This window comes from Terrisphaera buseokensis (assembly GCF_047521145.2).
Classification (GTDB): Bacteria; Verrucomicrobiota; Verrucomicrobiia; order Opitutales; family Opitutaceae; genus ER46.
Genome location: NZ_CM134186.1, coordinates 4,409,139 through 4,427,511 on the forward strand (window position 1 = coordinate 4,409,139; position 18,373 = coordinate 4,427,511).

The 18,373-nt window shown below is 65.9% G+C and carries 16 protein-coding genes; 11 read left to right on the plus strand and 5 right to left on the minus strand.

Annotation, left to right across the window (positions count from 1 at the left end):
• The first annotated feature begins 180 nt into the window (after positions 1-180).
• From dapF to ACLJEU_RS16630, 11 genes are all read left to right on the plus strand, one after another.
• On the plus strand, positions 181-1,041 hold the full coding sequence (dapF, locus tag ACLJEU_RS16580) for a diaminopimelate epimerase (RefSeq protein WP_414660400.1): 861 nt from the start codon (positions 181-183) through the stop codon (positions 1,039-1,041).
• Between the two features lie 572 nt (positions 1,042-1,613).
• Positions 1,614-2,306 (plus strand): sigma-70 family RNA polymerase sigma factor, encoded by a 693-nt coding sequence (locus tag ACLJEU_RS16585; RefSeq protein WP_414660399.1) that lies wholly within the window; start codon positions 1,614-1,616, stop codon positions 2,304-2,306.
• Positions 2,303-3,427 (plus strand): anti-sigma factor domain-containing protein, encoded by a 1,125-nt coding sequence (locus ACLJEU_RS16590; protein ID WP_414660398.1) that lies wholly within the window; start codon positions 2,303-2,305, stop codon positions 3,425-3,427. Before ACLJEU_RS16585 ends, ACLJEU_RS16590 begins: the two co-directional genes overlap by 4 nt.
• 125 nt (positions 3,428-3,552) lie before the next feature.
• Positions 3,553-4,740 carry an enoyl-ACP reductase FabV gene (gene fabV / locus ACLJEU_RS16595; RefSeq protein WP_414660397.1) on the plus strand — a complete coding sequence of 396 codons (1,188 nt, stop codon included), beginning with the start codon at positions 3,553-3,555 and terminating at the stop codon, positions 4,738-4,740.
• Positions 4,741-4,868: 128 nt separating this feature from the next.
• Positions 4,869-5,321: a D-aminoacyl-tRNA deacylase gene (gene dtd / locus ACLJEU_RS16600; protein ID WP_414660396.1), complete on the plus strand. Its 453-nt coding sequence runs from the start codon at positions 4,869-4,871 to the stop codon at positions 5,319-5,321.
• A gap of 106 nt (positions 5,322-5,427) precedes the next feature.
• Positions 5,428-7,671, plus strand: coding sequence for a S9 family peptidase (locus ACLJEU_RS16605; protein ID WP_414660395.1), 2,244 nt, complete (start codon positions 5,428-5,430; stop codon positions 7,669-7,671).
• A 376-nt stretch (positions 7,672-8,047) separates the two neighbouring features.
• Positions 8,048-8,614, plus strand: coding sequence for an RNA polymerase sigma factor (locus ACLJEU_RS16610; protein WP_414660394.1), 567 nt, complete (start codon positions 8,048-8,050; stop codon positions 8,612-8,614).
• The gene (locus ACLJEU_RS16615) at positions 8,611-9,627 is read left to right on the plus strand and encodes a FecR family protein (protein WP_414660393.1); all 1,017 of its coding nucleotides are present in this window, start codon (positions 8,611-8,613) and stop codon (positions 9,625-9,627) included. The genes ACLJEU_RS16610 and ACLJEU_RS16615 overlap by 4 nt, the downstream gene beginning before the upstream one ends.
• Before the next feature lie 17 nt (positions 9,628-9,644).
• The gene (locus ACLJEU_RS16620; protein WP_414660392.1) at positions 9,645-13,064 is read left to right on the plus strand and encodes a TonB-dependent receptor domain-containing protein; all 3,420 of its coding nucleotides are present in this window, start codon (positions 9,645-9,647) and stop codon (positions 13,062-13,064) included.
• Positions 13,065-13,123: 59 nt separating this feature from the next.
• Complete coding sequence (locus tag ACLJEU_RS16625) at positions 13,124-13,618, plus strand: acyl carrier protein (RefSeq protein WP_414660391.1); 495 nt, start codon at positions 13,124-13,126, stop codon at positions 13,616-13,618.
• 223 nt (positions 13,619-13,841) lie between these two features.
• Positions 13,842-14,012 carry a hypothetical protein gene (locus ACLJEU_RS16630; protein ID WP_457795262.1) on the plus strand — a complete coding sequence of 57 codons (171 nt, stop codon included), beginning with the start codon at positions 13,842-13,844 and terminating at the stop codon, positions 14,010-14,012.
• A 138-nt stretch (positions 14,013-14,150) separates the two neighbouring features.
• Here ACLJEU_RS16630 and ACLJEU_RS16635 read toward each other — a convergent pair whose 3' ends face one another.
• From ACLJEU_RS16635 to leuC, 5 genes are all read right to left on the minus strand, one after another.
• Positions 14,151-14,837: an SDR family oxidoreductase gene (locus ACLJEU_RS16635; protein WP_414660390.1), complete on the minus strand. Its 687-nt coding sequence runs from the start codon at positions 14,835-14,837 to the stop codon at positions 14,151-14,153.
• 136 nt (positions 14,838-14,973) lie between these two features.
• A complete protein-coding gene (locus ACLJEU_RS16640; RefSeq protein WP_414660389.1) occupies positions 14,974-15,372 on the minus strand; it encodes an ExbD/TolR family protein in 399 nt (132 codons plus the stop codon).
• Positions 15,372-15,941 (minus strand): MotA/TolQ/ExbB proton channel family protein, encoded by a 570-nt coding sequence (locus tag ACLJEU_RS16645; protein WP_414660388.1) that lies wholly within the window; start codon positions 15,939-15,941, stop codon positions 15,372-15,374. The genes ACLJEU_RS16640 and ACLJEU_RS16645 overlap by 1 nt, the downstream gene beginning before the upstream one ends.
• A gap of 253 nt (positions 15,942-16,194) precedes the next feature.
• Positions 16,195-16,797, minus strand: coding sequence for a 3-isopropylmalate dehydratase small subunit (gene leuD / locus ACLJEU_RS16650; RefSeq protein WP_414660387.1), 603 nt, complete (start codon positions 16,795-16,797; stop codon positions 16,195-16,197).
• Positions 16,798-16,884: 87 nt separating this feature from the next.
• Positions 16,885-18,303, minus strand: a complete 1,419-nt coding sequence (gene leuC, locus ACLJEU_RS16655; RefSeq protein WP_414660386.1) for a 3-isopropylmalate dehydratase large subunit — start codon at positions 18,301-18,303, stop codon at positions 16,885-16,887.
• Between the last annotated feature and the right edge of the window lie 70 nt (positions 18,304-18,373).

Consider the following 18,373-nt stretch of genomic DNA (forward strand, 5'->3'; position numbering starts at 1 on the left):
AGCTCCGGCGGCTTCGATCGCCAGCTCGGAATCGACGATCTGATACCAATCGCTCTTTGCCTTTGGACTTTAGCCGTGGCTACGAGCGATCCAGAAGTCCAAAAGCAAGCAGCGATTGGTATGATTGCTCATTTTTCCGTGGATTCATGGCAATCGACCGGCAAGGTTGCCCGCTCGCATATGCGTTTCCACAAATACCACGCTCTCGGCAACGATTACATTGTGCTCAACCCGGCGGACTTTCCCTCGTGGAAACCGGCGCCGACGGTCGAACAGATCCGCGTGGTCTGTCACCGGAATTTCGGTGTCGGCTCCGACGGCATCCTTTGGGGTCCGCTCCCGTCGAAGCAGAGCGAGTTCGGGCTGCGCATCTTCAACCCCGACGGCTCGGAAGCAGAGAAATCCGGCAACGGCTTGCGCATCTTCTCCCGTTTTCTCTGGGACCAGGGTCTCGTGAAGAACCCGCAGTTCACCATCGAGACGCCCGGCGGCCACGTCCAATCCGTGATCAAGGAGCAGGGCCGGCTCATCACGGTGGCGATGGGCAGCGTGAGCTTCGACAGTGCGAAGATTCCGGTGAACCTCACCGGCGCGCCGCGCGAAGTCCTCAACGAGAAAATCACCATTCTCGATCGCGAGTTCACCTACTGCGCGGCGACCATCGGCAATCCGCATTGCGTGATTCCACTGCCGGAAATCTCGCCCGAGCTCGCGCACAAATACGGCCCGCACCTGGAGACGCATGCGGCGTTTCCGCGCAAGACGAACGTCCAATTCCTGAAAGTCCGCGATCGAAAGAATATCCAGATCGAGATCTGGGAACGCGGCGCCGGCTACACCCTCGCCTCCGGCAGCAGCTCCAGCGCGTCTGCGGCGGTGGCGCACCGGCTGGGTTTGATCGACCGGGACGTCACCGTGCACATGCCCGGTGGCCAGATCGGCATCGAGATCGGCGACGGCTTTTCGATCATGATGACCGGCACCGTCAACAAGGTGGCCGAAGGCACGATGCACCCGGAGCTGTTCGCAGTGAAGGTGTGAGCGGGCCCTGAAACCGTGTGGGCGATGGTCGGGCGGCTTGTCCCCAAGCCGCCGCGCTCCCCATGATGAACTCCGGAAAGCGGCGCGTGGGGGACAACGCGCCCTATCGTTTTGCCTCATTTTCAGGCGGTCGGACGGTCCGTAGAGGTCAGCCCGGCGCAGCACGCAAGTCCCGATCAAGGCCCTGGTTTTCGGTATCCGGAGCGTTTGCCCGCCAGCGGTGAAACCGGCAGGAGCAACGGGCGGCCGACAGAGATGTCCGCCGCTGCCCCATGCCCCTCCCCGTCACCCGCCGCGAACAGGCGATCCTCGCGTTTCTGGCCCTCTTGATTGTCCTGGGTTTGATTGGTCAGGTTGTCCTGTAATACCAATCGCTCTTTGCCTTTGGACTTTAGCTGTGGCTACGAGCGCCAGCGAGTGGCCGAACGGCCACTCGCTGGCGCTCGTAGCCACGATCGATCCAGAAGTCCAAAAGCAAGGAGCGATAGGTATAAAACGAGGCCGGCCGAAAAGCCTCGCCAAGATTCAACCCGGCTGCATCCCCTTTTGCCCGGCGAACGTATGAAAGGGAAATGTCCATCTCACTCTCCTGTTTCCCTGCCCGGCATTTCTATGCCGTCGCGGACTGGGAGAGCGGCGCGCACCAGCGGCCGCCCGGGCGCATGACATCGCCCGAAACGCCAGAATCTCCGCAACCGGACGAGCGTCAGCGCGTTGACGCTCACCTCCTGCAGCGCGTGGCGCAGGGCGACAAGCAGGCGTTCTCGGAATTGTACGATCGATTCTCCGGTCCGCTCTACGGTTCGGCGGTGCGGATCCTGCGCGATCCCACCGAAGCGCAGGACGTCGTCCACGACGCATTTGTGACGCTGTGGGAAAAGGCCGCGACCTTTGAAACGACCCGCGGCAGTGCATTTTCCTGGGCGGTGACCCTGGTGCGCAACCGCGCGATTGATCGAGTCCGGATGCGGCGGCGGCGCGCGGAATTGTTGGCGGAATCCGCGCCCGACGACCTCGGCTACGATGAAGGCGGCGGAGTGTCCCTCGGCAACGATTCGGCCGCGCTCGGCGACGACGCCCGGGCGGTACGGGCCGCGGTGGAGACGCTGCCGCTCGAACAGAAGCGGGCGCTGGAACTGGCCTTTTTCGGTGGACTGACGCAGGAGGAAATTGCCCGGAAACTATCGGAGCCGCTCGGGACCGTGAAGGCCCGCATCCGCCGCGGACTGATCAAACTGCGCGACTCGCTCGCGCAACGGTTATGATCGACGAACGTCACGAGGAACTCGCTTCGCTCTACGCCTTCGATCTGCTCGAGGGCGCTGAACGCACACAGTTTGAGGCCGAGCTGGCGCGCGATCCCCAGTTGCGTGCGATCGTCCGCGAGTTGCGCGGCGCCGCCGCCTCGCTCGCGCACACCGCGCCGGCTACGCCTCCGCCAGGCGCGCTGAAACAGCGCGTGCTCGCTTCGATTGCGGCCACGTCAACGGGCGCCGGCACGACCGCGCCGGACAACATCATCCGGCCGGTGGAGTTTCGCCGCCGGAGTACGTTCCTGCCCTGGGCCATTGCGGCGTGTCTCGCGTTGAGCGCGGTGTGGCTGGGGCAGCGATATGTCACCGTGCGCAACGAAGTCGCGACGCTGGAAAGCCAGAAGTCACTCGTGGAAATTTCCGCGCAGATGACGCAACAGCAGCTCGAGGCCGAGCGCATCGTCACGCGCCGGCGGCTCGAGGAAAACGGCAAGGAGATCGCCAGCGTCACCGCGCAACTGGCCCAGGCCACCACGCAGTTGAACGAGGCCCGGACCCAGACTTCGGACAATGTCCGTCTGCTCGCCGAGGCCCGGAATCAACTCGCCGACCGCGAGCGGCTGCTCGCCGACGCCCGCACCCGCCTCGGCGAACGCGATCAGCAGCTCGCCAGCCTCACCCAGCGCGTCGACGCCCTAGCCGGCGCGTCCGCCGACATCGGCCGGCAGCTCGGCGAAGCGAAACAGCAGGTGGCCAAACTTTCGGACGAGTTGAAGCAGCAGGGGAATCTCGCCGATCTCAAGATCACGGCGCTCGCCTCGCTGTTGAAAAATTCTCCGCAGGCCCAGGCGATCGCCGTCTGGGATCCGCGCAAGCAGGAAGGCATCCTGAATGTGAAGGATTTGCCCGCGCTTGCCGCCAACGAGGACTACCAGCTCTGGGTGGTTGATCCGCAGTATCCGATTCCGGTCGACGGCGGCGTCTTCCGCGTGGAAACCGCGTCGACCGGCACGGTCAGCTACAAGTTCAAGGCCAACCTGCCCGTCGCCGCGATCAACGCGTTTGCCGTTACGCGCGAGCGCAAGGGTGGCGTGCCGAAGGCCGAGGGTCCGTTCGTGCTGCTCGGCAAGTAGGCGCGAGGCTGCGCTTCGCGCATCTCAGATCTCAAATTTGAGATCTGAAATCTGCGGGCCGCAGGCCCGGCGCCACCGCACTTGAAACTTGTCACTTGTTGCTTCGCCGCGAAACCTCCCGGGCGATGATCATCAAACCCAAGGTTCGCGGCTTCGTTTGCGTCACCGCCCACCCCGAAGGCTGTGCCGCTCACGTCCAGGAGTGGATTGATTACGTAAAGGCCAAGGGCCCGATCGCACGCGGCCCCAAGAAGGTCCTCGTGATCGGATCGTCCACGGGCTACGGCCTGGCGTCCCGCATCGGCGCGGCCTTCGGCTCCGGCGCCGGCACCTTGGGTGTGTTTTTCGAGCGTCCCTCCGAAGAGGGCCGCCCCGCTACGCCGGGCTGGTACAACACCCTCGCGTTCACCCAGGCCGCTCGCGCCGCCGGGCTGTATGCGAAGAACATCAACGGCGACGCCTTCTCCGCTGACATCAAGAAGCAGGCACTCGACCTGATCCGCGCCGACTTGGGCCAGGTGGATCTCGTGGTGTACTCGCTCGCCTCGCCCCGCCGGACCCACCCGACGACCGGCGTCGTGCACAAATCAGTCCTCAAGCCGGTGGGCACGTCGTACACGAACAAGACAGTCGACACCGACAAGGGCATCGTCAGCACCGTCACGATCGAGCCGGCCAACGAGCAGGAAATCGCCGACACGACCGCCGTCATGGGCGGCGAAGACTGGGAGCTGTGGATGAACGCACTCTCCGAGGCCAAGCTGCTTGCCCCCGGCGCGCAATCGGTCGCCTACTCCTACATCGGGCCTGAAGTCACCTGGGCGATCTACAAGAACGGCACCATCGGCCTCGCCAAGAACGATCTCGAGCGCGCCGGGAAGAACATCGATTCGCTGCTCAAGCTCAACGGCGGCGGCCGGGCGTTCATCTCTGTCAACAAGGCGCTCGTGACCCAGGCCAGTTCGGCCATCCCGGTGGTCCCGTTGTACATTTCGATCCTCTACAAGATCATGAAGGCGCGCGGCACCCACGAGGGCTGCATGGAGCAAATCCAGCGCCTGTTCGCCACGCAGATGTACGGCGGCCAGACGCCGAAGTTCGACGAATCCGGCCGCGTGCGCATCGACGACTGGGAGATGCGGCCGGAGATCCAGCAGGCCGTGCGCGAAATCTGGCCGCGGGTCACCACCGAGAATCTCGCGAGCGAGACCGACATCGCCGGCTACCGGACCGAGTTTCTGAAGCTTTTCGGCTTCGGCTTGGCCGGAGTAAACTACGAGGCCGAGACCGAACCGCACCGGCCGATGCTGTAACGCGTACGACGGCGGCCAGGTGACCGCTGCGGGGGGGCCGGCGCACGCTTCGGTCCCGCGCCCCGCGGCGCGGTGCCCGTCGGAACGTCATCGCGCCGCCGCCCCGCCGAGCCTCACGCCACTGCACCATGCGCGCCGTCATTCAACGCGTTTCCCAAGCCCGCGTCACCGTCGGCGGCGAGATCACGGGCGAAATCGGTCCCGGTCTGCTCGTGCTGCTCGGCGTGGGCCAGACCGACACCGACGCCGACGCGCAATGGCTGGCCGCGAAAGTGTGCGCACTGCGCATCTTCGAAGACGCCGACGGCAAGATGAACCGCTCCGTCGTCGACCTCGCCGGCGGCGTGCTGGTCGTGAGCCAGTTCACCCTGTTCGCCAGCACGCGCAAGGGCACGCGGCCCTCGTTCAACGACGCCGCCAAACCCGAGCTCGCGATCCCGCTCTACCAGGCCTTCAACCGCCACGCGTCCACCGCCCTCGGCCGGCCCGTCGCCACCGGACGCTTCGCCGCCATGATGGACGTCGCCCTCGTGAACGACGGCCCGGTCACGATCGTGATCGATTCGAAAACACGCGAGTAGCCCCGGGCGGCTACAATCTCAAATCTCAGATTTCAGATCTGAGATCACAACGCAGAGCGCTGTGATCTCGACCCGCCGTTCGCACCGTGATTCTTCACGTGCTCGCATGAGCCTTCGCGTCGTTTCCTTTCTCGCCCTGTCGCTCGTCGCCGGTGCGGCCGCGGCGCCCGCAGCCTCCGACCCGCAGTTCACCTACTTCCGGGATCTCGCCGAGACGCGCAACTACACGCTCGGCCGACCCGTGTCACCGAAGCTCACGCCGGACGGGCGCCACGCGCTTTTCCTCCGCGCGCAGCCGCGCGATCCGACGTTGCGGCTCTTCGAGGTCGAACTGTCCACCGGCCGCGAACGCGAACTGCTCACGCCGGAGCAACTGCTCGCCGGCGGCTCCGAGACGCTCTCCGCCGAGGAGAAAGCCCGACGCGAACGCCAGCGCCAAAGCCTGAAGGGATTTACCGCGTTTCAACTGTCGACCGACGGCACCCGCCTGCTCGTGACGCTCTCCGGCCGGCTCTACCTCGTGGAACGTTCGACTGCGGCCGTTACCGCGCTGCCTGGCACCGGTTGGGTTGATCCCCGCTTCTCGCCCGACGGCCGCTTCGTCGCCGCCGCCGGCGCCGATCGCGAACTGCACGTCATCGATCTCGCGAGCCGGCCGCTCGCCGCGCGGCCCGTCACGACCGGTGCCACCGCCACGCTCTCCCATGGCACCGCGGAGTTCGTCGCACAGGAGGAAATGAGCCGGCGCGAAGGCTACTGGTGGTCGCCCGACGCCAGCACGCTGCTCGTGCAGGAGACCGACGAGTCAGCGGTGGAAACGCGCTACGTCGCCGATCCGCTCCAGCCCGAAGTGCCACCGACGAAGTTCTTTTACCCGCGCGCCGGCACGCCGAACGCCGTCGTCCGCCTGCACCTCGTGCCCCGCACCGGCGGCGCACCGCGTGCGGTCGCGTGGGATCACGCGGCGTTTCCCTATCTCGCGGGCGTACTGTGGCCCGCTCGCGCGCCGCTGACGATTCTCGTGCAGAACCGCGAGCAAACCGATCAACGGCTGCTGGCCGTGAATCCCACCGACGGCTCCACGCACGAACTCGTGCGCGAGACCGACGCCGCGTGGCTCAACCTCGACGACAACTTCGCCGGCTCGTCCGGGCTGCGGCGGCCGCCGTTTTGGTTCAAGGATGGCTCGCATTTCCTATGGACGACCGAGCGCCGCGGCGCGTGGCAGGTGGAACTGCGCGACGCCTCCGGCCGTTTCGTGCGCGAGCTCACTTCGACTGCCTGGACCTATCGCGGCCTGATCGGCCTCGATGAAACGGGCCAGAGCTTTTACGTCCGGGGCGGCGACGACGCCCGCGAGGTGCACGTGTGGAAATTCCCGCTCGCCGGTGGTCCGGGCGAGCGCCTCACCCGCGAACGCGGCCTGCACGCGGCCACGTTTTTCCCGGAATCGCGGCTTCTGCTACGTACCATTGACGCGTTTGACGGGGCCTATCGCAGCGAGATCGTCGCGGCCGACGACGCCCGCGTGGTCGCCACCTTGCGTTCGCTCGCCGAGTCACCCGCGCGCTGGCCCGGCACGGAGCTCACGCGCACGAGCGGCCCGCGGGCCTTCGACGCCGCGATCACGCGCCCGCGCGACGCCACGCCGGGCCGCACGTATCCGGTCCTGCTCTCGGTCTACGCCGGTCCGACCAGCAAACGGGTCACGGCCGACATTCGCGGCTTCCTGCCCGACCAGTGGATGGCCGACCAGGGCTACATCGTCGTGCGCCTCGACGGTCGCGGCACGCCGGGTCGCGGCCGCGAGTGGGAACGCGTCGTCAAGGGCAACCTCATCGACGTCGCGCTCGAGGATCAGATCGCGGGCCTGCAGGCACTCGCACGCGAACGGCCCGAACTGGATCTCACGCGCGTCGGCGTGACGGGCTGGTCGTTTGGCGGCTACTTCGCGGCAATGGCCGCGATTCGCCGGCCCGATATCTTTCGCTGCGCCGTCGTCGGCGCACCGGTGGTGACGTGGGAAAACTACGACACGCACTACACCGAGCGCTATCTCGGACTGCCCCAGAACGCACCCGAGGCGTACCGCGTCAGCAACGTCACGACCTACGCGGCCCAAGCCACGCGGCCGTTGCTGCTCATCCACGGGCTGACCGACGACAATGTCTACTTCCAGCACACGTTGCAGCTGGCCGACGCTCTCTTTCGCGCCGGGAAAACCTACGAGCTGATGCCGATGCTCGGCACGCACATGGTGTCCGATCCCAACATCCGGCTGCGGCAGCAGCTGCGGATCATGGAGTTCTTCCGCCGCGAGTTGCGGCCGGACGGACCGACGCCACGCTGACCTCGGCCGGTCGGGCGCGCGCCGCTGGTGTTATACCAATCGCTCTTTGCCTTTGGACTTTAGCCGTGGCTACAAGCGCCAGCGAGTGGCCGAACGACCGCTCGCTGGCGCTCGTAGCCACGATCGATCCAGAAATCCAAAAGCAAGGAGCGATTGGTATTACCCCAAACCGCGCCCACGGCTTTGACTTGCGGCGACGGTGCGCGCACCGTTGTCAACGTCCTGAGCGCCGACACTCGGCCGGCACGGAGGAATTTTACTGCAACGCTAGCGGGTTTGAGGAGTTCGCTTGTCATCATGGTCAGTCGTGAACCCACGTTTTTCTCCGCCCTTCCCTCGCGTCACCACTGCGGTGACCCCGGCTGCGCCCACGGCGATGAGTGACGTCCCGCCACCCGGACGCGATTTTGCGTCGATCTACCAGGCGACTATTTCGCCCCTGCGCCGCTACCTGGCGCGGCTCCTCGGCAATACCCCCGAGGCGCAGGATGTCGCGCACGACGCCTACCTTCGCGTTTATCCGAACGGATCCCAGTCCAACGCGGATCAACCGGAGGCCGTGCTCTACACGACCGCGCGCCGGCTCGCCATCAACCGGCTGAAACGCCGGAGCATCGCCCCGTTTGACGCCAATCCGTCGGCCCTCGAGACATCGGCGTCGGCCGCTCCGGGCGTCGCTCAGCAAGTAATGGCCCGGCAGGAGTTGAACCTGCTGCAGACAGCGATCGCGGAGCTGCCGGATGGCTGCCGGGCCGTGCTGCTGTTGCGCAAAGTGGAACTCCTTTCGCATCGCGAGATCGCCGCCCGTCTCGGCATCGCGGTCAGCACCGTGGAAAAACAACACGCCCGGGCTCTGCGCCTGCTCCGGGCCGCGTTGCCCGCGGACCTCTCCGGGCGCGAAAACCCACCCGCCCCCGCGGCGCAACGAAAGGCCGGCTCATGAAGTCGCAGACCGCTTTCAACGATCCCGTTGCCGACGAACAGGCCGCCCTGTGGGCCGCCCGCATCGACGGTGACACCTTGGATCGCGCCCAACGCGCCGAACTCGACGCGTGGCTCGCGCAGAAGCCTGCGCACCGCGTGCTGCTCTCGCAGTACTGCCAGTTTTCCGCCGACCTCGAGGCGCAGGTGCCCGCCCTCGTCGCCGCCGGCGGCATCGCGGCTCCCGCCGATGCGACGCGCGCGCAGGCCTCGCGCCGACGCTGGACGGCGCCCCGCGTGGCCGCGGTCGCCCTGGCCGCCGCAGCGGCCATTGCGGTGACATTCTTCACGCTGCGTCCCGCCGAACCCGTGCAGACCTTTGCGACGGCGCCCGTGCAGCGCAGCACGCACACGCTCGCCGACGGCACGCGTATCGAGCTCAATGCGCAGACGAGCCTGCGGTTCGAAAACACGAAGACCGAGCGCCGCGTCCGGCTCGCCGGCGGTGAGGCGCTCTTCACCGTGGCGAAGGATCCCGCGCGCCCGTTCATCGTCGAAACGCCGGGCGGCTCCGTCCGTGTGACCGGCACGACCTTCAATGTCCGCACGGCCTCGGCGCAGGCCGCCTTCGAAGTCACCGTGCTCGAAGGTTCGGTGCAGGTCCGACCGGGCGGAGTCGGAGGCGCCGCGGCCGCCGGTCCCATCGCGCTCGGTGCCGGCGATGCCTTCGCCGTCCGGGCGGGCACGTTCGAGCGGCGCGCGCTGTCGCCCGCGGACATCGATGACGCCCTGGCGTGGCGGCAGGGGCAGATTGTGTTTCGCGACGTCCCGCTGCGCGACGCCGCGGCGCGTTTCGCGCACTATCATGGTCGGGCAATCCACGTCGCCGCCAGCGTCGCCGAACAGCCCATCGGCGGACGCTACAGCATCGATGATCTGAGCGGCTTCCTCGGCGGCCTCGAGGTGGTGCTGGAAGTGAAGGCGACGTACGATCTCAGCGGCGCGGTCACGATCGGCGCGCGGCCCGGCCAGTAACTCCAACCCGGCGCGCCGTGCGGTTTCGTCTCCTGCCCCTCGGTCGTGCCGCCCGCTCCCTGTTCCGGCTGGCCCTCGGCCTCGCCGCACTGCCCGGCCTCGCGGGCGCCAGCAGCCCAGAAACACCGCCGGGCACCGCAACGGCGGGCGCGCGCGCCCGTGACTTCGATCTGCCGGCGCAAGCTGCCGCGAACGCGTTGCTGGCGTTCGCCAAGCTGACGAAGATCGAAGTTTTGTTTTCATCCGACGCCCTGCGTCACGCCCGCTCGTCCGCGGTGGTGGGTCGCTTCGAACCGGAGGAGGCGTTGCGCCGCCTGCTGATCGGCACGGGCTTTGCCGCCACGCGCAACGGCGGCGAGAAGTATGTCGTCACGCGCGAAACGCAGCCGACCGGCTCGATCCGCGGCCAGCTGCACTGGCCGGATGGCACACCCGCGTATGGTGTCGCCGTTACGCTGCCGCGCACGCGCCACCGCGCGTTCACCGACTCCAGCGGCGCGTTTCATCTTTCCGCCGTGCCCGCCGGCAGCTACCGGCTCGCGGCGGTCGCCGAGGGCTGCGAGCCGCTGCAGTTTCCCGAGGTCCGCGTGACGGCCGGAACGACCGCACACCTCGCGGCGCAAACCCTGGAATCCAGCGGCACGCCCGCGCAACTCGCGGCGTTTGTCGTGAAAGCCGAGGCGGCCCGCACGAATCCGCTCGATCACAGCGACACCACGTTCGCCCCGCGCACCGCCGCCGGGAATCTCGATCTGGCGCGCACCGAGAGCGACGCCCTGCCCTTCACGATCTACAATCGCGAACAGATCGCGCGCAGCGGCGTCGTGAATCTCAACGAATTTCTCCAGCGCGAACTGCTCGACAGCGACGCCACAAAGCGTCCGCCGGAGCAGGACGGCGGCCTGCCCACGTTCGCCGCCGGCAGCACCAACCTGAACCTGCGCGGCTACGGATCCGATCAGACGATCGTACTCGTCAACGGCCGGCGCCTGCCCGAGGTGCTGACAAATGGCGGTGACGCCACCGCCGCGCCGGACGTGAACTTCATTCCGCTCAGCCTCGTGCAACAGGTCGAGGTGCTGCCCATTTCCGCCTCCTCGCTCTACAGCGGCAACGCCGTCGGTGGCGTCATCAACATCGTGCTCCGTCCCGGCGTCGATGCTGAGGCCACCGAGGTCGCGCTCACCTACACGAACGCCCTCGCCACCTACGACGCACCGCAGACCTCGGCGTCGCTCCTGCACAGCCGCGCGCTCCTCAACGGCAAATTGCGCGTGCGGTTCAACGCGAGCGTGACGCGCATCACGCCGCCGACCGAGACCGAGCTGGGGTTTCATCAGGGCCGGATCCTCGAGACGCCGGCGCTGCACGCCTCGATTTTTCGCGCCACGCCGAATGTGCGCAACGCCACGATCATTCCCGTATACGCTCCGGGCACCGACCTCGTGCGCGGCCTCGCGCTCGCGCCGCTGTTCGGCGCGAATTCGTCGCCGGTGACGTCGGTCTCACCCGGCGCCGACGGCAACGGCGGGCGCGCGGCGTTTGCCGGCCGCGAGGGCCTGCGCAATTTCACGTTCTTCAACTCGCCGGGCGGCCTCGCCTCCTCGCTGGACAGCATCGACTTTCCGTACGGTCGCGAGCAGCGCCGGACCGCGTACTTCGGATCGATCGCGTACGACGTGTTTCCCTGGCTGCAGCTCGGCTTCGACGGCACGTTCACCCGCACGGACGTTCATCGCGGCCTCGATGTGTTCGCCGCCGATCTGCGCCTCAGCCGCGCGTCGCCGTTCAATCCCTTTCAGCAGGACGTGATGGTGGCGCTGAACGAAACGGCGCCGCTCCTCGGCGAAAACTACAGCGAGGCGCGACTCGAGTTCGGATCAGCCGTGCTGGGCGCGATGCTCACTCTGCCGGCCGGGTGGCGCGTGTTGATCGACGGCCAGTACGGTCGCAACGTCGCGCGCTTTCGCGGGCTCGCCGGCGCCGATCTTTCCCGCTGGCAACGATTGATCGACCAGGGCCGCTACAACCCGCTGCGCGACACGCAGGTGTTTGGGCCGCCCCGGGAGTTCTACGATCAGGTGCTGATTTATCGCGGCGGGCCCGGGCGGTTTGTCACGCTCGGTGACTATCACACGCTCGACGCCGCCGGACGCGTCACCCACACCCGCCTGCCGCTGCCCACGGGCCGCGGCCTTTTGAATTTTGGCGGCGACTATCGGCGCAACGAGCTCGGCCGTTACACCGACATCCGGCGTTACGCCGACGGCGAGATCGCCGGCGCGCCGATCCGCTGGGCCGGCCGGACGATCCAACGTTACAGTGCGTTCGGCGAGCTGCAGGCGCCGCTGCTGCCGGCGAGCTGGCTCCCTCCCGGCGTCCGGAATGTGGATACGGACCTCTCCGTGCGCTACATTGCATCCGATCTTTCGAACGAGGCCAACGTCGCGCCCACGGTGGCATTGAAGGTGAATCTAGCCGGCGGCCTCGCGCTGCGCGGCAGCATCACGACGTCGAGCCGGTTTCCCACGCCCCACCTCAGCCGGCTGGCGATCACGCCGTCATTCGACGCCGGCACCGTGGCCGGCCCGAACCTGCAATACGCCTACGACCCGTTGCGCCAGCAAAGCTACGGCGTGCAGGAAAACGAAGTCGTTAACCCCGACCTCAAGCCGGAGGAGGCGTTGACCCAGACAGCCGGAATCTTGTTTCAACGCGGCCGTACGCACCGCTTTCGCGCGTCGCTCGATTACGTCGATACCTACAAGGCCAACGAACTCCTGCTGCTTGATCTGCAAACGGTGCTCAATCTCGAGTCCGCCTTTCCGGACCGCGTGCAGCGCTTGCCCCTCGCGCCGGGCGATGATCGTGGCGTCGGGCGCGTGGTGTCGGTCCTCACCGGCACGACCAATCTCGCGTGGCGGCGATCGCACAACTGGAACGCGTCCGTCGACTACGCGTGGACCGAATGCTTCGACGGCACCCTCGAACTCTACGGCCGCGTGCTGCACTTTTCGCGCTACGATCGGAAGCTCCTGCCCGGTTCGCCCATCGTGAACGAATTGAGCGAGCCGGACGGCGGCACGTCGGGCTTGTTGAAATACCGTGCGAAGTTCGGCACCGGCTGGTCGAACCGCAGCTTCGGCTTCGGGATGGACGGTCACTTTTTTCATTCGCGCGTGCTGCCGCTCGTTGAGCGCAACGCACAGGGCCGCGACCGGATCAAGCCCTACTGGCAGTTCGACTCCTACCTGCAGAGCGAACTGGGACACTGGCTCCCATGGGCGCCGGAAGGACTCCGTGCCCAACTGCGGATCAACAACGTGTTCGGCTTCGCGTTTCCGAAATACGTGAACGACGCGTCCGGCGCGGGCGTGCAGCCCTACGGAGACTGGCGCGGCCGCGTGTATTCGCTGTCGCTCACGACCGCGTTTTGAGCCGGCACCGGATGGCGGGTTCACCGCCGCCAGTTGTCGTTGCGGGAAAACCCAACGCCGTGCTTTCCCCCGATCACCCCGCTCCTGTCGACGATCCCGCGCTGCGCGAAACGCTGAAGCGCTGCTCTCCCGCCACGTACTACGCCGCCTGCAAGTTCCGCCGGAGCGGTGCGGCCGCGGATCTGCGCACGGTCGTGCACGGAGTCGTGGAACGCTTCGTCGAACGTGATCTGCGCCCGAAGCTCGCGGAAGGCGGCGACGCCCTGCGTCTGCGCGAAGACCTCGGCCTCGACTCCCTGACGATGATGGAGGTCGTCATGATCGCCGAGGAAGCGCTGCTGATCTCGGTCTCGAACGAGGAACTCACCCACCTTGCCACCCTCGGCGACGTGCAGCGCTTCGTTGCCACCAAGATCGGCGCGCGTGACGGCGTGGGTCCAGCTCCCCAAAAATCCGCCGAACCCGACCCGTGGGATCGCAGCGTCGTCAGCGCGTCCCTGCAACGGGTCGAATCCGTCGGCGGTACTGCGATTGAACGCGCCCCGAGCCCGTGATTCCCTCCAAACGCAGGGACGGGCACCGTCCATTTGGGGTCTGCTGCACATCCTCGGGCTTCATTTCGGGTAAATTCCCCCAGTCTGCACCCGGGCGCAAAGACGCACTCACGCGCTTTACTCGCTGCGGACCAACGGCAAGAACGCCGATCGGCGAAGTGGCATACTGACTGCGTTAGCAGGGACACCCATGCAGACCCCATACTCTACACCCATCCACCCCGTGTCCCTGTTCAGTCGGGAGCGGCGGCGGCAGCGAATGATCCAGTTTCTAGAGACCTTTGAACGTCGTTCCTGGCGCTGCGCCCAGGAGTTTCCCTTTCTCCTCCCGCTCTCCAAGGACGACCTCCGTGAACCGGCCGTCATCCGAGTGAACGACCGCCGGGGCGAGTAGACGTACGAACCTGATCTTAACGTGGCTGCGAGCGCCAGCGAGTGGTTGATTCCACTCGCTGGCGCTCGTAGCCACTTTTTTTGCGTCCGCGATCCGTGCACCGGCAGGCTCGCGGCCCCGCGAGGAGCGCGTATCAGTTCAATCCTCGGCGCCGCCCACGCTCAACGAGCGCCCGTTGTCCTTCGGTCCCAATTTCAGGATGAACGGTGCAGCCGTCTTCGCCCACTGCTCCGCTTTCGGATAGGACGCCGCACCGTCGGCCCAGCAGGAGCGCAGCATGTCGGTGTCGATGACGCCGGGATTCAACGGGATCGCCGCCATGCCGTCCGGCAGTTCCGCCGCCAGCGCTTTCGTCAGGCCTTCGATCGCCCACTTCGACATGCAGTAGGGCGCGACATCAGGGGCGACGCTGCGCCCCCAGCCTGAACTGAGATTCACGATGACGCCCTTTTTCCGGGCCACCATCGCGGGGACGAAATGCCGGATGACGTTCTGCGTGCCGCGAATGTTCGCATCCACCAGCTTGGTGAATTCGCGATCGTCCTGCTCCCAGAGCGGCGAGAGGCGATTCATGATCGACGCATTGTTGATCAACAGATCCGGCGCGCTGTCGTGCTCGAGCACCTTCGCGGCCCAGATCGAGACCTTCGTGTCGAGCGCCACGTCGACGACGGAGAAATCATGCGGTGCCTGATGGGTCATCCGCAGATCGAAAATAGCATCACCGCTGCGCCCGCAGCCGATGACCGTGTGGCCGCCGCGAATGAATTCCTCCAGCAAGGCGCGACCGAGGCCGCGCGTCACACCCGTGATGACGATTTTCATGATGGGAACGTGGAGTCGAAACGGCCAGGAGTCGAGAGGTCGAACCGTCGAGATGTCGAGGAGCCGGACGAACCCAATTCGGGTAACGACAACGGCCGGCTTCTCGACGTCTCGTCTTCTCGCCTCCTCGACTCAATCACCGGCTCTGCAGGCTGTGCTTGGTCAGTCCGACCTTGCGGCAGGCGTCCCAGACGAACGTCAGGCGATCGAGCGTGCCCTTTTCATCCATGCGGATGAGCACGGGCGTGTCCTTGTCGATATTCTTCACCGCCTTCAGCGCCTCGATCAGCTGCGCATCGGTCACGTCTTTACCGTTGAAACTCAGCGCGCCGTCCTTGGCGATGGCGATGGTGACGTTCCCGCGAAACTCGTTCTTACCGGCGGTCTCCACCTTCGGCAGCGTGATGTTCAAGGTCGACGCCGACTTGAACTGCATCGTGACGAACGCGAAGAAGATCAACATGACGAGCACGTCGATCAGGGGCACGAGGTTCAACTCGGGCCGCTTGCGGCGTTGGCGGTGCGCGAGGCTCATCAGCGGGTCCGCTGCAGAATCCGTTCGAGCAATACGTCGAGCTGCGCCGAGTAATTCTCGATCTTGCGCTGCAGGTAGCCACTGCCGACGAGCGACGGAATCGCAATACACAGACCGATGACCGTGGCCGACAACGCGAGGGCGACACCCTGCGTAAACGCGACGGGATCAGGCAGACCGGTGTCGGGAGAAATTTGCGAGAACACCTTGAGCAGACCGACGACCGTGCCGGTGAGGCCGATGAGCGGGGCCGCCGCGTAGATGACATCCAGATACGGCACGCCGCGCTCCATGCGGTTCAACTCCAGCCGCGCGAACGCCTTCACGGCGCCCTCGTCGTTCTTGTGCTGCTCCGCGAATTCCACGATGCGCGCGAGCACCGTGTGTTTGCCGCCAACGAGCGGCCGGCCGTTCACCACGGCGTCCACCAGATCCTGCGGCATCACCGCGGCCTTGCGCAGCGCGAAGGCGCGCTCGAAAACGATGAACACGGCGGCAATCGAGCAAAGGAGCAGGGGCCAGATGAGAACCCCCGCGCCCTTTACAACATCAAGGATGGCGAAAAACATGGCTGGAAAGTAGAACGTGCCGCGGTGTGACGGCGCGGCGAGGGAAAAGTTCGCTGAAATTTGACCGCGGGCGCTTGCGGCTCGCGTCACCCTGCAACCGCCGGGCCGTCCCGACCGCGCCCGCCCCCTTCGCTCAGGTCGAGAACGAATGAGCGATGGTAGGGCGGCTTGTCGCCAAGCCGCCGCGCTCGCGGTGATGAGCTCCGAAAAGCGGCGCGTTGGGGACAACGCGCCCTGACCTTTCGACGCCGTCTTAAGCCGCCAGATACGGCAGCTTGGCCGCCGTGGTCTTCATGTCGGTCATGCCATCGAGCAACTCACCGATCGCATCCCAGCGTCCGTTGATCAGCGCATCGCGCGCCGCCGGACGGACCTGCGCCGGCACCGTCTGGCCGGCGAAGCGAAGCTCCTGCTTGGCGACATCGACGACGATCTCCGTCTTCGGATCCTTTTCGATCGCCGCGGCGATCTTCGCGATGTCCTCGCGGGCCGCGGTCGCGCACGGGATGCCGAGCGTCACGCAGTTGCCGAAGAAGATCTCGGCGAAGCTTTCCGCCACGACGGCCTTGAAGCCGTACTTCTGGATCGCCTGCGGCGCGTGCTCGCGGGACGAACCGCAGCCGAAGTTCGTGCCGGACAACAGCACGGTCGCGCCCTTGAAGCGCGCTTCGTTCAACGGGTGCGGCTTGTCGGAACCGTCCGCATTCTTGCGCACGTCAAAGAAGAGAAACTCGCCGAGACCGTCGAACGTGACGCACTTCATGAACCGCGCCGGGATGATCCGATCGGTGTCGATGTCGTTGCCGGGAACAAACACGCCGCGACCGGCGATGGAGGTGATTTTTTCGAGAGCCATGGAAGGAAGAGTTGCCCGCGAAACACGCGAATCACACGAAAGGCATCGTGGGTGCGGCGTGAAGTGCGGACGGTAAGGTTGAGGGACTCAGTTGGAACCAACGGCGAAGACTTCGCGGGCATCAGCCACGCGGCCGGTGACGGCAGCGGCCGCCACCATAAGCGGGCTCATGAGCAGCGTGCGGCCGGTCGGGCTGCCCTGGCGGCCCTTGAAGTTGCGATTCGACGAACTCGCGCACAGCTGATCGCCGATGAGCTTGTCCGGATTCATCGCCAGGCACATCGAGCAACCCGCGGCGCGCCACTCGAAGCCGGCTTCCGCGAGAATCTTGTCGAGGCCGAGCTTTTCACACTGGAGCGCGACAATCTGCGATCCAGGAACCGCGATGGCCTTGACGCCGGCGGCGACTTTCTTGCCGCGGACGAACTTCGCGACTTCCTGAAAGTCGCTCAACCGCCCGTTGGTGCAGGATCCGAGAAACGCGACATCGATCTTGGTGCCCTTGATCGGCGCGCCGGGGCTCAGCTTCATATAAGCGAGCGCTTCCTCGATGGAGGACTTCTCGTCCACCGACGTGGCCTTGGCCGGATCGGGAATCGATTCGTTGATCGCCACGCCCTGGCCGGGATTGATGCCCCAGGTGACCGTTGGCGCGATTTCGGACGCCGCGATGTTGACAACGTCGTCGTAATGGCAACCGGCGTCGCTCGCGAAACTCTTCCACCGCGCCACCGCGGCATCCCACTCCGCGCCCTTCGGCGAATACGGACGGCCCTTCAGATAAGCGAAGGTCGTTTCGTCGGGGTTCACATAACCGGCACGCGCACCGCCCTCGATCGACATGTTACACACCGTCATCCGCTCCTCCATGGTGAAGCGATCGAATACCTCGCCGCCATATTCGTAGGCGAAGCCGGTGCCGCCGTTCACGCCGAGCACGCGGATGATGTGCAGGATGACGTCTTTCGCATACACGCCCGGACCCAGTTTGCCGCTCACGTTGATGCGCCGGACCTTCAGCTTGCCGAGCGCCATCGACTGCGTCGCGAGGACGTCGCGGATTTGCGTCGTGCCGATGCCGAAAGCAATCGCGCCGAACGCGCCGTGCGTGCTCGTGTGCGAGTCACCGCACGCAATCGTCGTACCCGGCTGGGTGATACCCTGCTCCGGTCCCACGATGTGCACGATGCCCTGCTTGCCCGAGGCACGGTCGAAAAACGTGATGCCGAACTGCGCGCAGTTCTTGCGGAGCTCGTCCATCATCGCCTGCGCGAGCGTGTCACGGTACGGCTCGGCGAACTGATCCGTCGGCACGATGTGATCGACCGTCGCAAACGTCCGGTGCGGCATCGCGACCTTCAACCCGAGATCGCGTAGCATGCCGAAGGCCTGCGGGCTGGTCACCTCGTGGATCAGGTGCGTGCCGATGAGCAATTGCGTCTGGCCGTTGGCCAGCGTGCGGACCGTGTGGGCGTCCCAGACTTTTTCGAAAAGGGATTTGGGCATGAGAGAAAGGAAACGACGTGAACGAGCTGAAGGGAGTGGAAAATCAGCCGAACGCGGTCCCCGATGTGAC

What these genes read in the sequence shown, in the direction of transcription:
- leuC (WP_414660386.1), bottom strand. Translation starts at nt 18,303, where the DNA reads ATGCCCAAATCCCTTTTCGAAAAAGTCTGGGACGCCCACACGGTCCGC.
- ACLJEU_RS16640 (WP_414660389.1), bottom strand. Translation starts at nt 15,372, where the DNA reads ATGAGCCTCGCGCACCGCCAACGCCGCAAGCGGCCCGAGTTGAACCTC.
- ACLJEU_RS16585 (WP_414660399.1), top strand. Translation starts at nt 1,614, where the DNA reads ATGTCCATCTCACTCTCCTGTTTCCCTGCCCGGCATTTCTATGCCGTC.
- leuD (WP_414660387.1), bottom strand. Translation starts at nt 16,797, where the DNA reads ATGGCTCTCGAAAAAATCACCTCCATCGCCGGTCGCGGCGTGTTTGTT.
- ACLJEU_RS16610 (WP_414660394.1), top strand. Translation starts at nt 8,048, where the DNA reads ATGAGTGACGTCCCGCCACCCGGACGCGATTTTGCGTCGATCTACCAG.
- ACLJEU_RS16645 (WP_414660388.1), bottom strand. Translation starts at nt 15,941, where the DNA reads ATGTTTTTCGCCATCCTTGATGTTGTAAAGGGCGCGGGGGTTCTCATC.
- ACLJEU_RS16605 (WP_414660395.1), top strand. Translation starts at nt 5,428, where the DNA reads ATGAGCCTTCGCGTCGTTTCCTTTCTCGCCCTGTCGCTCGTCGCCGGT.
- ACLJEU_RS16635 (WP_414660390.1), bottom strand. Translation starts at nt 14,837, where the DNA reads ATGAAAATCGTCATCACGGGTGTGACGCGCGGCCTCGGTCGCGCCTTG.
- dtd (WP_414660396.1), top strand. Translation starts at nt 4,869, where the DNA reads ATGCGCGCCGTCATTCAACGCGTTTCCCAAGCCCGCGTCACCGTCGGC.
- dapF (WP_414660400.1), top strand. Translation starts at nt 181, where the DNA reads ATGCGTTTCCACAAATACCACGCTCTCGGCAACGATTACATTGTGCTC.
- ACLJEU_RS16615 (WP_414660393.1), top strand. Translation starts at nt 8,611, where the DNA reads ATGAAGTCGCAGACCGCTTTCAACGATCCCGTTGCCGACGAACAGGCC.
- fabV (WP_414660397.1), top strand. Translation starts at nt 3,553, where the DNA reads ATGATCATCAAACCCAAGGTTCGCGGCTTCGTTTGCGTCACCGCCCAC.
- ACLJEU_RS16590 (WP_414660398.1), top strand. Translation starts at nt 2,303, where the DNA reads ATGATCGACGAACGTCACGAGGAACTCGCTTCGCTCTACGCCTTCGAT.